Source organism: Mycobacterium sp., from assembly GCF_051006775.1.
Lineage (GTDB): Bacteria > Actinomycetota > Actinomycetes > Mycobacteriales > Mycobacteriaceae > Mycobacterium.
The window spans coordinates 1-12,219 of record NZ_JBPCSX010000030.1 but is presented as its reverse complement, the minus strand read 5'-3'; the positions used below and the strand labels follow the sequence as shown (position 1 = coordinate 12,219).

Sequence of the window (12,219 nt, the reverse complement as noted above, 5' to 3'; positions counted from 1 at the left end):
CAGATGCTCGCGGGCGTCAACCCCTACATCGCTCCGCTCGGGCGGCTGGGCAAGCTACGCAGCGCGGGTATCACCGACCTGCGCTACGGCGCCTTCCTCGACAGCCACTGGGCCGGTCGCGATCGCTTCGAACCCACCGGCGACACCCGGGAGGTGGTCGAGTTGCCCGCGGGCGTCACGTGCTACGCGGTGGCGGGCACCATGTCGATTCGGGGCAGGCGCCATCCCCTCGGCGATGGCCTCGTCCCGATCCCGAGCGCACTAGGGCACCATGAGGATCCGCAACTGGATCTCGACTTCCCGGCGGAGAACACCCATCTCGTCACTGAGACGGGTCACCTCGATCTACTCGGCAGCGCCGAGGCCTACCGCGTCATCAGGGACTGGCTCGCGGCACCGGCCGGGAAACGCGAGATATCGCCGCCGCATCACTAGCGATCTCGTTATCGTGGGCTCATGAGCAAAAACCTCAGCCGTGCCACCGCCGCAGCAGCCTGCCTCGCAGTCGCTGCAACCTTGACCGTGAGTTGCTCGAAGACTCAGGAGGCCACCAAGGAGGCGGTCTCGAGTGCCACCAGCGCGGCCTCGTCGGCCGCCAGTGCTGCAAGCAGCGCTGCCACCAGTGCCGCCACCGCGGCCGCCGGCATGACCACCCTCTACTACCCGGACGAGCAGGCAGCGATGTTCTCGATCGTCGCTCCTGACAATTGGACGGTCGGCAAGATCGACCAGGTCGGCGATTTCGGATCAGTGGAGAGTGCAGACGGATCGATTCTTCAGTTCCGCGCCCAGACATTCGACAGCGACGTGCAGACGAAAAAGGAAATCGACTCGATCGCCGATTCGACCAAGGAATTTCTTCAGACGAACTACACCGACATCCAGCTTGACGACCCGAAGGACATCACCGTCGACGGTCAGCCCGGGCTGCAGCTTGCCGGCGTCGGCAAAGACAAAGCCGGTAATGCGGTGAAGTTCCTCTCCGCCATGATCTTCCTCGGGCCGCAGTCCCTCGCCGAGATCTGGGCGGCCGTCTTCCCCGAGGGTAATAACGACCTCGAGGTCGCGGGGACGGTGTTGGATTCGCTGAAGTTGGCGAAACCCCAGTAGCGCCTGTGCCAGGGGGAGTCCCCCGGCGCAGGAGTCAGGGCCTACATTTCTTTCATGACCAACCCGTTCAACCCGGACCTGTGGCGGCCCGTCGACGGTTTCGAGGATCTCACTGACATCACCTACCACCGTCATGTGCTCGACGGTATCAAGCAGCCAACGGTGCGGGTGGCGTTCAACCGCCCCGAGGTGCGCAACGCCTTCCGGCCGCATTCGGTCGACGAGCTCTACCGCGCGCTTGACCACGCGCGGATGTCGCCGGATGTCGGCGTGGTGCTGCTGACGGGTAACGGACCGTCGATCAAGGACGGGGGATGGGCGTTCTGCTCCGGTGGGGATCAGCGCATCCGCGGACGCAGCGGGTACCAGTACGCCGACGGAGACACAGCGGAGACGGTCGATGTGGCCAGGGCCGGCAGGCTGCACATCCTCGAGGTGCAGCGGCTGATCCGGTTCATGCCCAAGGTGGTCATCTGTCTGGTCAACGGGTGGGCGGCCGGCGGTGGGCACAGTCTGCACGTCACCTGCGACCTGACGTTGGCCAGCCGGGAGCACGCCCGGTTCAAGCAGACCGATGCCGATGTGGGCAGCTTTGACGGCGGCTATGGCAGCGCATATCTGGCCAAGCAGGTCGGACAGAAGTTCGCTCGCGAGATCTTCTTCCTGGGGGAGACCTATTCAGCTGAGCAGATGCATCAGATGGGTGCGGTGAACCGCGTTGTCGATCACGCCGATCTGGAGACTGTGGGCTTGGACTGGGCCGCGAAGATCAACGGCAAGTCTCCGCAGGCCCAACGTATGCTGAAGTTCGCCTTCAACCTTCTTGACGACGGACTTGTCGGGCAGCAGATCTTCGCGGGGGAGGCGACCCGGCTGGCGTACATGACCGACGAGGCCGTCGAGGGCCGCGACGCGTTCTTGGAGAAGCGTGACCCGGACTGGAGTGCCTACCCGCGCTACTTCTGAGGGCCTCAGTACGTCTGTCGGGTCATGCCCTGCACCGGTGCGTCGGTGACGACGGCATGGATCAACCTGGCGAAGCTGGCCCAGGTGTCGGGCTCGCTGAGCCCGCCATCGAGGTCATGGATCGCTGCGCCGGGGGCGCCGGAGTCAACCCGGGCCCAGCCCTCGTCGTCGGCCATCGGTTGGGTGAAGGCGATCAGCACATCTTCTCCGCTGACCCAGGATGCCCAGCCGGACACCGGTGCGCTGTCGACGTCGGTGTCGTAGGCGGACCCGTCGGGGCCCTCCCAGACGTCGTAGACGAAGGATGCCGCGGTCTCACCGTCCCAGGTGAACCGAATCTCGAAGAAACGCGCGGGTTCATCGGAGTGGGGTTGGTAGTCGAAAACAAGGGTGAATTCACCCGGCTCGATCTCGGTTTCGAGCTGATTCCAGGGATCGGTCATAGGCGTCTCATGGGGGATTCTCCATCAACACTACAGGTGGTGATCACGACTCGCTGACCATCACGGCAGCGATGAATACGGCGGTGTTGCCTTGGCCGGCTTCCTGATTGCGGTGTGTCAACATTTACCGATGAACGCGACAACTATTCGCATCGGTGGCGCCGGGATTGTGGCGGCGGCATTACTCAGTGTGCCGCTTGGCCTTCCCGCCGCCTCCGCTGATCAGTGCCCGGCCGTCCAGGTGGTCTACGCGCGCGGCACCAATGAGCCGCCGGGGCTTGGCTTTGTCGGCCAGGCATTCACCGATTCACTCAGTGCGCAGCTGCCCGGTCAGTCGGTGGCGGTCTACGCGGTCAATTATCCGGCCAGCGATGACTACCTCAGGAGTGCGGCGGCAGGATCCGATGACGCCCGCGCCCAGATCCAGGGGATCGTCGCCAGTTGTCCGGCCACCAGACTTGTGCTCGGCGGATACTCCCAGGGCGCTGCGGTGACCGAACTCGCCACCGCGGACCTGCCACCGGAGGTGGCGGGTCACATTGCGGCCATCGCGCTGTTCGGCAGTCCGTCCAGTGACTTTTCGAAGATGTTGGCGGGCGGCGCCGAGCTGCCGACGGTCAGCCCGGTCTACAGCCCGAAGACCATCGACCTATGCATTGCCGGTGACCCGATCTGTTCGTCAGGTGCGAACATGATGGCCCACGTGTCCTACGTTCCAGCCGGATTGACCAATGAGGCAGCGACGTTCGCAGCGGCCAAGATCGATCAAACATCCCGGTAGCGGCCACCGGAGCCCAGGTATCCTCGCTACCGGCTGAGCCTTAGCCGTTTGAGTCACCCTTGAGGTCGAGCATCTTCCCCATGGTGTTCTCGTTGATGAAGTCGAACTCGATGTTCTCGACGTTCAGGTGATGACGTACGTGGTTGAAGAAGTCATTGACTTCGGTGTTGTAGTTATTGGTGGCCTTGCCGACGAGTTGCGGGGCGAAAGCGGCGGCTATCTCAGCAGCGAATGCGCTGTAGAGCACCCGCTGGGCGCTATCGGCGACATCGCCGGGTGCGACGAGCCGAAGTTCGGACAGCAGTGCGGTGCCGGCCTTGATGTCCGCGTCGAAAATGCCGGTCTCGCGGAACAGTCGCATCAGGACCGCGACCGGACCACCGTCGGCCTCGATACCGGGATGGATGCCCCGCGCAGCTTCCGAGACTTCGTCGTCGGTGACTGCGGTTGTCAGCGGAACAGCCTTCGGGCCCCACTCGACGGCGATGCGCGCGAGGCCTGTGGAGGCCAACGGGATCGATGACACCGCACTGATGAAGCGCGTGGAACTGTCGCGAAGCAGGTGGAGTCGCTGGCGATGGTCTTCGGCTTGGGCCTGGTGCTCGTAGGATTTCTTCGTCGTCCAGAACGCGGTCAGTCCGCCGACGATCGTGCCCAGCAGGCTGGCAGACGCGGTGATGCCCAGGCTGATCAAACTCGCGCTGTCACCCATCGACCCGCCTCCCGACTCTCGATACCCGACCACCACGGTATCCGGACTCGGATGGCCGGCGAGGCACTACGCGAGGGCGCGCCGAAGCGCGTCGGCGTCCTCGGCCGCGACGCGCTTGACGAAGTGAAACAGCGCAGCACGCCGGCCACCGTCGCCGGCGGCCTGCCGGAGGGCGTCGACCATGAGGTCGGCGACGAGTTCTTCGCGACCATGGTTGGGGGCGTACTGATAAGCGCGGTCATCGCGGATCTGGGTCACCAGGCTCTTGCAGGTCAGTCTTTGCAGCACCGTCATAACGGTGCTGTAGGCCAGTTGCCGCTGCGCCGAAAGTGCCCGGTGGACCTGGCGTACCGTCTGCGGCCCGCCGTTGTCCCACAGTTGGTCCATGATGGCGCGTTCCAGAGTTCCGAGGCGTCCTGATTGTGGCATCGCTGTTCAGGAACCGCAGGAGCAATCGGACCCGCACGTGCACGGGGAGCAGGTGCAGTCCGGGTTCCCGCACGCGCCCGCTTGGCCGCAGTTGCAGTGCGGTCCGCAGGTGCAGGGTGAACAGGTGCAGTTGGGGTTGTCGCAGGTCTTCGGTTCAGTCATGGTCGCTGCCTTTCACGGACGCGGGCTTCGCACGGCGGGACTCGACTATCGACTCGGCGATGAGCACCACGAGCAGACTCACGCCGAAGGACGGGTAGAGCACCGCAAGGGCTGTGGCGATGACGCCGATGGCGACGACGGCGCCGCGCGGGGTGGACGAACGCCCCGCCTCGCTGCCGCGGCCGGGCAGGCCGGCGGTTCCGGTGGGCCGGCGCTTCCACCACATGGCGGTCGCGGAGATGATGCTGGTGAGCACACCCAGGCAGGCGAGGGTGGCGAGGATGCGGGTCAGCACGCCGTACTGGGTGCCCATATGCACATCGACAGCCCAACTGGTGATCCGGGACAGCGCACCGTCCTGATCGGCGGTGGCGTTGGTGATGGTCTGTCCGGTGAACTGATCCAGGTAGAGCGTTCGTTGTTCGGAGAGCTTCTGCGGCCAGTGGTTGACCACGGTGTAGCTGCCGTAGGTCGTCTCGCCGTCCTCGGCACTGTCCGACGGCGGCATGATCGAGTAGCCCGGGATCATGTTCTCCGACTTAGCGATCTGGTCAATATCGTTGAAGCCCAGAGGTTTTGGCACCGATCCCGGTGCCGCCGATGCGTAAACCGGATCCTCTTTGTCGGCCCAGGCGATGCGGCGCCCGAGCCGATCGAAGTCGCCGACCTTCGCCGGCGTCGACGGCGCATCGATCTCGGTGGCCGGGGTGACCGTGGAGGCCACCGCGCGCCAGTTCTCGCCCCAGTAACGTGACCAGGTCAGGCCTGAGGCGATGTAGCAGATCAGCACCACGCACAGGAGGATTCCGGTGCTTCCGTGCAGGTCCCGCCAGCGGATGCGACCGCCCTTGGCCCACCGGACGGCCAGCCGCGGCTTTCCCCGTTCGATGGCCCGTGGCCACCATAGGTAGACGCCGGTGGCCGCGAGAACCAGCACCCACACCGCCGTCATCTCGATGATCAGGTTGCCGATACCGACCGTGATGGACGCTTCGGGGTAGGCCGACGGCGCGATCAGATGGCCCAGCGCGGGCAGGGTCACCGTCGGCCCGTCATTGCCGAACAACCGGTGCAGCTGATTGGCCCAGCCGATCAGGCCATCCAGCTCATGGCGCTGACCCAGGTACCCGCCGGTGTACGGGTCGACGAAGACCTGGGTGACGTTGCGTTCGCCCACCTCGGGTTCGGTGGCCGGTAGGAAATCGACCTGGGTGGACCCGTCCGCCGACTCCGGCGGCGTGACAGCGTCCAGCACCATCGTGGAGTCCACGTGCTGGCGGGCGGTTGCGACCTGGGCGTCCAGCGACACCGTCGACATCGCGGGACTCACGACTTTGAGATCGCGGTTCAGCCACAGGTCCAGCGGTTGGGTGTACAGGATGATCAGCCCGGTGCAGGCCAGCGTGATCAGAGCCGGTGCCGCGAACAGTCCCACCCAGAAGTGCAAACGCCAGATACGCCTCAGGATCGCCGCCCGGCCGCGACGTTCGTCACGATCAACGGATTCACGCTCAGCAGTGACCAACGCAGCCCTCCACGACTAGTGCTTTCGATCACTAGTCGCAATTGGCGGGCTTTTGGTTCCCGGAGTTGGATCAGCCGGTGCGGTCGTCACGCCGCGCGGCGGCGATCAGATCGTCGCGCGCCCGGGCCACCCGGGAGCGGATCGTGCCCAGCGGGCAGCCGCAGACCTCCGCGGCCTCGTCATAGGACAGGCCCAGCACCTGGGTCAGGACCAGGGCGTCACGGCGATCGGGGTCCAGACCGTCGAGCAGCATCCTGACCTCGACCACATCTTCGAACCGTGCGGCGGACCGGGGTGTGCTGAGCAGGGCCTCCAGATCGACCTGCGAGGTGGTGCGGGGCCGGGCCTGGTTGCGCCTGATCTGGTCGACGACGACGCGGCGGGCGATCGACAACAGCCAGGTCCGGGCCGAGGAACGTCCGGCGAACCGCGGAATCGCGCCGATAACCCGCAGGTAAGTCTCCTGGGTCAGGTCGTCGGCGCTACCGGGCTCGGCCAGGAAGGCCACCGTGCGCCACACATCGCGCTCGGTGGCTCTGATGAACTCGTCCAGGGCCGCGCGGTCGCCACGGCCGGCGGCCAGCGCCAGTTCGGTCAGCGGATCCTCGACGGTCACGGACACTGAGCTTAGGGGATCATGGTCGGTACCTCGGCACTGATCGCGGGGGAACTTTCGGCGGGTCCGGGCCGACTGTTATCGCCGAGAAGTGTGCGTCGGATACTGGTGCCAGAGGAGGACGATGACCACCACCGTCGCCGGCGCGCCGGACGCTCCGCCGGTCCGGCGCGTCGAACTCGACGTGTCCGGGATGACATGTGCGGCCTGCGCTTCCCGGGTGGAGAACCGGCTCAACAAGGTTGACGGCGTGCGTGCGTCGGTGAACTACGCCACCCGGGTCGCCACCGTCGACGCGCCGGATGCGCTGTCCACCGATGACCTGTGCGGCGTTGTCACACGCGCCGGTTATCAGGCCGAGGTACGTAGCGCCGGGGCCGACGAGCGCCCCGACCCCGACGACGCCACCGCACGCTTGCTGCTGATCCGCCTTGCGGTGGCGGCGGTGCTCTTCGTCCCGCTGTCGCACCTATCGGTGATGTTCGCCGTGCTGCCCTCGACCCGGTTCGCCGGCTGGCAGTGGATCCTCACCGCACTGGCGCTACCGATCGTCACCTGGTGTGCCTGGCCGTTTCACCGGGTCGCTCTGCGTAACGCCCGCCATCGCGTCGCTTCGATGGAGACCCTGATCTCGGTGGGCATCACCGCGGCGACGCTGTGGTCATTGGTGACGATTTTCGTCAAGCACCCGGCGCGGCAGACCCATGGTGTGTGGCAGGCGCTGATGAGCAGCGACGCCATCTACCTCGAGGTCGCCGCCGGGGTGACGGTGTTCGTACTTGCCGGTCGCTACTTCGAGGCGCGGGCGAAGTCCAAGGCCGGTAGTGCACTGCGCGCCCTGGCCGCACTGAGCGCCAAGAATGTCTCGGTGCTTCTGCCCGACGGCACCGAAATGGTCCTGCCCGCAGAGGAACTCAAGGAGCAGCAGCGATTCGTTGTGCGGCCGGGGGAGACTATCGCCGCCGACGGTTTGGTGGTCGAGGGCAGCACCGCCGTGGACATGAGCGCGATGACCGGCGAATCGAAGCCGGTTCGGGTGCAGCCGGGTGCGAGTGTGATCGGCGGCACCGTGGTGCTTGACGGACGGCTGATAGTGGAGGCCGCGGCAGTCGGCGCTGACACCCATTTCGCCGGCATGGTGCGTCTCGTCGAAGAGGCCCAGGCGCAGAAAGCCGATGCGCAACGCCTGGCCGATCGCATTGCCGGGATTTTCGTTCCAGCGGTGTTCGTGATCGCCCTTCTCACCGCTGGTGGCTGGCTGCTGGCCGGCGCGGGGGCGGAGAAAGCGTTCGCGGCGGCACTGGCGGTGCTGGTCATCGCCTGCCCATGCGCCCTGGGCCTGGCCACCCCGACCGCGATGATGGTCGCATCCGGCCGCGGCGCCCAACTGGGCATCTTCCTGAAGGGGTATCGCGCGCTGGAGGCCATCCGCAGCGTGGACACGGTCGTCTTCGACAAGACCGGCACGCTGACCACCGGACATCTGACCGTCACCGCTGTCACCGCCGCCGACGGCTGGAGCTCGGCCGAGGTCATCGCCCTGGCCGCCGCCGTCGAATCCGGCTCCGAGCACGCCATCGCCACTGCCATCCTCGCCGCGACCGACGAGCACAGCCCGGTCGACGAATTCGCGGCGCTGCCCGGCCGCGGCGTCACTGGAACGGTGGGGTCCCGCCCGGTCGAGGTGGGCCGGCCCGCCTGGGTCGCACGGGACCGGTCCGTGCCCCAGGCTGTCGCCGCCGCACGTGCTGACGGTGAATCCCAGGGGCAGACGGTTGTGCTGGTCGCGGTGGATGATGCGGTGTGTGGGGCGATAGCGGTTGCGGATGCGGTCAAGGACACCGCCGCCGAGGCGGTCGCCGCGCTGCATCAGCGTGGTCTGCGCACCGTGCTCCTCACCGGCGACAACCCGACCGCCGCTGCGGAGGTGGCCGCTGCGGTCGGCATCGATGACGTCATCGCCGAGGTGCTTCCCGAAGGCAAAGTCGATGTGATCGAGCAGTTACGGGAGCGCGGGCAGGTGGTCGCCATGGTTGGCGACGGTATCAACGACGGCCCGGCGCTGGTGTCGGCCGACCTCGGCCTGGCGATCGGGCGCGGTACTGACGTCGCGATCGCCGCAGCCGACATCATCCTGGTGCGCGATGATCTGCGTTCGGTTCCGCTGGCACTCGATCTAGCCCGGGCAACCATGGGCACCGTCCGGATGAATCTGGTGTGGGCCTTCGGCTACAACATCGCCGCCATCCCGATCGCCGCCGCCGGCCTGCTCAACCCGCTGATCGCCGGCGCTGCGATGGCGTTTTCATCCTTCTTCGTCGTCTCCAACAGCTTGCGGCTGCGCAACTTCGCGCGGGCCGGCTCCGAACCGAAAGGCTGAGAAGCGTTATGGGCCAGACGTTTTCCGTCACCGGGCTGACTTGCCAGAACTGCGTCAACCACGTCACCGAGGCGCTCAGCGCTCTGGCGGGTGTCACTGGCGTGTCCGTCGAGCTTGAGCCCAAGGGCAATTCGACGGTACATGTGGAAGCGTCCGAGCCGATCAGTGCCGATGAAGTCCAGGCCGCACTGGCCGAGGAGGGCGACTATTTACTGCTGCGGTGACGGGACAACTCGCGCAGCATGTTGTTGTAGGCCTCCAGGTCGTCGTCATAACCGGCATCGGCGTGGCGGTCTGAGCGCACCGCATCGCGGCGATCCTGCCGGGCCCACTGGGTCACCAGCGCTATCACCACGATCACCAGTGGCACTTCGCTTGCGCCCCAGGCGATCGCACCGCCGAGGTGCTGATCGGCGTTTATGTCGGGCACCCAGGGCAGCGCCAGGCCACGGTAGTAGTTCTCGCCGACCGTCGATTCCGAGGACATCATCGACAGGCCGAAGAACGCGTGAAACGGCATGACCGCGAACAGCAGGGCGAGCCGACCGAGGAAGGGAAGCCGGCGCGGACCGGGATCGACACCGATGATTCCCCAGTAGAACAGGTACCCGGTGATCAGGAAGTGCAGCGCCATGAACTCGTGGCCCCAGTGGTAGCGCACGAAGGTGTCGAACAACGGCGTGAAGTACACGACATACAGCGAGCCGACGAATAGCACGAAGGCCGTGATCGGATTCGACAGAAACTCGGTGAACGGCGAATGGACGGCGCGCACAATCCATTCCCGCGGACCCGGCGGCGAATCCGCCGGCGCAGCGGGTAGCACCCGCAGAGCCAGCGTGACCGGTGCCCCCAGAACCAGCAGAACAGGCACGAACATGTTCAGCGTCATGTGCTCGACCATGTGCACGCTGAACATCGCCGACCCATAGGACCGCACGCCCGAACTCGTCGCGAGCAGCAGGGCCGCACAGCCCGCCAGCCAGGCGACCGTGCGGCCAGCCGGCCACGCGTCGCCGCGCCGACGCAGCCTCGCCACGCCGATGACGTAGAGCGAGGCCAGAAGTAGTGCGCCGACACCGAGGAAAGTGTCAAAACGCCAGAACGTCAGTAATCGCAGCGGCGTCGGTGCGCCGGCCAACTCATACCCGAGCAGAACGTCCCAAACAGTGGGCTCGGTGGCCAGCAGCCGTGGAGCCGTCTGAACGGCCATCAAGGACAGTGCCGCCAGTGCGACGATTGCCGCCACCGCGCCGGTGAGGGCGCCAAAGGCCAGCCCGACAAGCAGGGCCGCGACGACGAGCAGCCCCAGCCTGCCGTATCCCGACATCAGGCTGTGGGGCCACACCTGCAGCGCCAGCAGTGCGATGCCGTAGACCACGGACACCGACCCCGCTGCGACGGTGGTGATCGCGACCCGACGACGTAGTCCGGGATCGGCTGGAGCCGCCTCTCCGACGATCCGCAACCCAGCCCACAGCGAGAAGGCGAGGGCGAACACAATCGCCGAACTGGTCGCATAATCGTGGTCGGGGCCCTGCCCGGCGCTACCCGTGACGGGAACGGCAACTACTCCCAATACCGCCGGGATCAACAGCGGCACATGCCATTCCCATCGTACGGTCAGCCGTGAGAACACAGCGATGATTGCCGCGAACAGTGCAACGGCGACCCACGCCCGTGCGGTCTCTGAAGCGCCGAGTGCCGCGGCCAGCCCACCCCCGCTCAACAACCGGGTCACCGCGACACCGGCGTCAGCGGCGGCCTGCAACGCCACCATTGCCAAGGCGCACACAAACCACAGCAGTGACAGCCGTTCGACCACGAGGTGTGCCCGGAATGCCGCCGGGTCAAGGACTCCACGCTCATTCGGTTGTGCGGTGATGAGAATCAACGCCAAACCGCCCACGCAGATCGCACCGGCGAGAGCAGCGACGAAATGTCCGACCGCCACTGCTGCGGTCGTCGCGGCTGCGGGGGAGGCGATCCGTAGCGCATACGCCGCAACGGCAATCCCGGCCACTGCGGCTATCAGCAGCATGCGCGCGCGTTCCTGGCCGGAATGCGTTGCGGTCATGGTCTCGGAGTCTAAGGCTGCCTATGCTGCACATCGGCGCGGCGGTACGGCGGGAACTTCTCGGGCCGCGGGCCCGACCAATCCACCGTGACCTCATATCCCCAGCACAGCGGAGCGACTCGATGATCCAAGACGTCGGCCTCAGGTGGGTCGTCACACTGCTGTTCGTCTTCAGCGCTGCGGTCTGCGTTCAGACGATCGTGGCCAACCGTCATGCGGTGTCCAATCTGATCAGCCACTCCCTGCACGCCGTCATGGCGGTCGCGATGGCGGTGATGGCCTGGCCGCGCGGTGCCGAACTGCCGACGCGTGCGCCGATGATCTTCTTCGCCGCGGCCGCTGTGTGGTTTGCCGTTGTCACGGTCCGGACCGGCGACCATCGGGTGGCCAACGTCTATCACTCGCTGATGATGCTCGCGATGGCGTGGATGTACGCCGCTATGAGCGGCCTGCCCCTGCGCTCGGAATCCGAGCCCATGGCTGCGACCATGCCTGGGATGGACGGCTCGTCAGGACATGCGGGGCACGCTGGGCATGCCGGACATTCGGCAGGAATGCACACCGGCGCCGAGCCCGTCACCTGGGTGCACTCGCTGGACTGGTTGTGCACCATCGGCTTCGCCGCCGCAACCGCCTTCTGGCTCTACCGGTTGGTCACCGCTCGACTGCAACCGTCAGCGGACGGGTCAGATCAGACAATCGGAATTCTCTGCCAACTGGCGATGGCCGCCGGCATGGGCATCATGTTCTCGGTGATGCTCTAGCGGGGGTCAGGCGGCCGAGCCGTCGGTGGAGCGCAGGTGTCCCCGACGGCGGCCCCGGGAAGCGTTCTCCGGCAGCACGATGTCGTCCGGCACGGCCATCCCGGTTCGATCCGGCTGCGGATCACGCTGCGGACGATCCCTGCGCCAGACCAGCATCGCCAGCACGGCGCCGGCCAGCACCGGCAGATGGGTCAGCGGACGGTCGAGGCTGACCAGACCCTCGTCGGCGTCAGCCACCTCGTACAGCACCAGAA

Annotated in this window: 12 protein-coding genes and 2 pseudogenes; 7 read left to right on the top strand and 7 right to left on the bottom strand. The window is 66.2% G+C overall.

Annotated elements, in window-relative coordinates; translation table 11 throughout:
* The 3 genes and pseudogenes from ACR2JI_RS02050 to ACR2JI_RS02040 form a co-directional block, all read left to right on the top strand.
* Positions 1-435, top strand: a pseudogene (locus tag ACR2JI_RS02050) (hypothetical protein); the annotation flags it as partial.
* Between the two features lie 21 nt (positions 436-456).
* A complete protein-coding gene (locus ACR2JI_RS02045) occupies positions 457-1,110 on the top strand; it encodes a hypothetical protein (protein WP_526387500.1) in 654 nt (217 codons plus the stop codon).
* A gap of 54 nt (positions 1,111-1,164) precedes the next feature.
* Complete coding sequence (locus ACR2JI_RS02040; protein ID WP_526387498.1) at positions 1,165-2,076, top strand: 1,4-dihydroxy-2-naphthoyl-CoA synthase; 912 nt, start codon at positions 1,165-1,167, stop codon at positions 2,074-2,076.
* Between the two features lie 5 nt (positions 2,077-2,081).
* On the opposite strand, the gene ACR2JI_RS02035 is transcribed toward ACR2JI_RS02040, so the two are convergent.
* Positions 2,082-2,519 (bottom strand): hypothetical protein, encoded by a 438-nt coding sequence (locus tag ACR2JI_RS02035; RefSeq protein WP_526387496.1) that lies wholly within the window; start codon positions 2,517-2,519, stop codon positions 2,082-2,084.
* 130 nt (positions 2,520-2,649) lie between these two features.
* Here ACR2JI_RS02035 and ACR2JI_RS02030 point away from each other — a divergent pair, with 130 nt between their 5' ends.
* Positions 2,650-3,300 (top strand): cutinase family protein, encoded by a 651-nt coding sequence (locus ACR2JI_RS02030; RefSeq protein ID WP_526387494.1) that lies wholly within the window; start codon positions 2,650-2,652, stop codon positions 3,298-3,300.
* Between the two features lie 40 nt (positions 3,301-3,340).
* Here ACR2JI_RS02030 and ACR2JI_RS02025 read toward each other — a convergent pair whose 3' ends face one another.
* From ACR2JI_RS02025 to sigC, 4 genes are all read right to left on the bottom strand, one after another.
* On the bottom strand, positions 3,341-4,012 hold the full coding sequence (locus ACR2JI_RS02025) for a hypothetical protein (protein WP_526387492.1): 672 nt from the start codon (positions 4,010-4,012) through the stop codon (positions 3,341-3,343).
* A 66-nt stretch (positions 4,013-4,078) separates the two neighbouring features.
* On the bottom strand, positions 4,079-4,441 hold the full coding sequence (locus ACR2JI_RS02020; protein WP_526387490.1) for a BlaI/MecI/CopY family transcriptional regulator: 363 nt from the start codon (positions 4,439-4,441) through the stop codon (positions 4,079-4,081).
* A 154-nt stretch (positions 4,442-4,595) separates the two neighbouring features.
* Complete coding sequence (locus tag ACR2JI_RS02015) at positions 4,596-6,128, bottom strand: PepSY domain-containing protein (RefSeq protein WP_526387488.1); 1,533 nt, start codon at positions 6,126-6,128, stop codon at positions 4,596-4,598.
* Between the two features lie 70 nt (positions 6,129-6,198).
* Entirely contained in the window at positions 6,199-6,744 is a 546-nt protein-coding gene (gene sigC / locus ACR2JI_RS02010) for an RNA polymerase sigma factor SigC (protein WP_526387486.1), read from the bottom strand.
* 124 nt (positions 6,745-6,868) lie between these two features.
* Between sigC and ACR2JI_RS02005 the strand changes: the two genes are divergently transcribed.
* Complete coding sequence (locus ACR2JI_RS02005; RefSeq protein ID WP_526387484.1) at positions 6,869-9,124, top strand: heavy metal translocating P-type ATPase; 2,256 nt, start codon at positions 6,869-6,871, stop codon at positions 9,122-9,124.
* Between the two features lie 8 nt (positions 9,125-9,132).
* Positions 9,133-9,348 carry a heavy-metal-associated domain-containing protein gene (locus tag ACR2JI_RS02000; protein WP_526387482.1) on the top strand — a complete coding sequence of 72 codons (216 nt, stop codon included), beginning with the start codon at positions 9,133-9,135 and terminating at the stop codon, positions 9,346-9,348.
* On the opposite strand, the gene ACR2JI_RS01995 is transcribed toward ACR2JI_RS02000, so the two are convergent.
* Positions 9,330-11,201: a cytochrome c oxidase assembly protein gene (locus tag ACR2JI_RS01995; RefSeq protein WP_526387480.1), complete on the bottom strand. Its 1,872-nt coding sequence runs from the start codon at positions 11,199-11,201 to the stop codon at positions 9,330-9,332. The genes ACR2JI_RS02000 and ACR2JI_RS01995 overlap by 19 nt on opposite strands.
* Positions 11,202-11,323: 122 nt before the next feature.
* Between ACR2JI_RS01995 and ACR2JI_RS01990 the strand changes: the two genes are divergently transcribed.
* Positions 11,324-11,965 carry a DUF5134 domain-containing protein gene (locus ACR2JI_RS01990; protein WP_526387478.1) on the top strand — a complete coding sequence of 214 codons (642 nt, stop codon included), beginning with the start codon at positions 11,324-11,326 and terminating at the stop codon, positions 11,963-11,965.
* 6 nt (positions 11,966-11,971) lie between these two features.
* Here the strand turns inward: ACR2JI_RS01990 and ACR2JI_RS01985 are convergent.
* Positions 11,972-12,219: pseudogene (locus tag ACR2JI_RS01985) on the bottom strand (zf-HC2 domain-containing protein); the annotation flags it as partial.

Excerpts from the sequence above, each read along its gene's own strand:
- ACR2JI_RS01995 (WP_526387480.1), bottom strand. The coding sequence starts at position 11,201 with ATGACCGCAACGCATTCCGGCCAGGAACGCGCGCGCATGCTGCTGATA.
- ACR2JI_RS02035 (WP_526387496.1), bottom strand. The coding sequence starts at position 2,519 with ATGACCGATCCCTGGAATCAGCTCGAAACCGAGATCGAGCCGGGTGAA.
- ACR2JI_RS02025 (WP_526387492.1), bottom strand. The coding sequence starts at position 4,012 with ATGGGTGACAGCGCGAGTTTGATCAGCCTGGGCATCACCGCGTCTGCC.
- ACR2JI_RS02045 (WP_526387500.1), top strand. The coding sequence starts at position 457 with ATGAGCAAAAACCTCAGCCGTGCCACCGCCGCAGCAGCCTGCCTCGCA.
- ACR2JI_RS02020 (WP_526387490.1), bottom strand. The coding sequence starts at position 4,441 with ATGCCACAATCAGGACGCCTCGGAACTCTGGAACGCGCCATCATGGAC.
- ACR2JI_RS02000 (WP_526387482.1), top strand. The coding sequence starts at position 9,133 with ATGGGCCAGACGTTTTCCGTCACCGGGCTGACTTGCCAGAACTGCGTC.
- ACR2JI_RS02030 (WP_526387494.1), top strand. The coding sequence starts at position 2,650 with ATGAACGCGACAACTATTCGCATCGGTGGCGCCGGGATTGTGGCGGCG.
- ACR2JI_RS02005 (WP_526387484.1), top strand. The coding sequence starts at position 6,869 with ATGACCACCACCGTCGCCGGCGCGCCGGACGCTCCGCCGGTCCGGCGC.
- ACR2JI_RS02040 (WP_526387498.1), top strand. The coding sequence starts at position 1,165 with ATGACCAACCCGTTCAACCCGGACCTGTGGCGGCCCGTCGACGGTTTC.
- ACR2JI_RS01990 (WP_526387478.1), top strand. The coding sequence starts at position 11,324 with ATGATCCAAGACGTCGGCCTCAGGTGGGTCGTCACACTGCTGTTCGTC.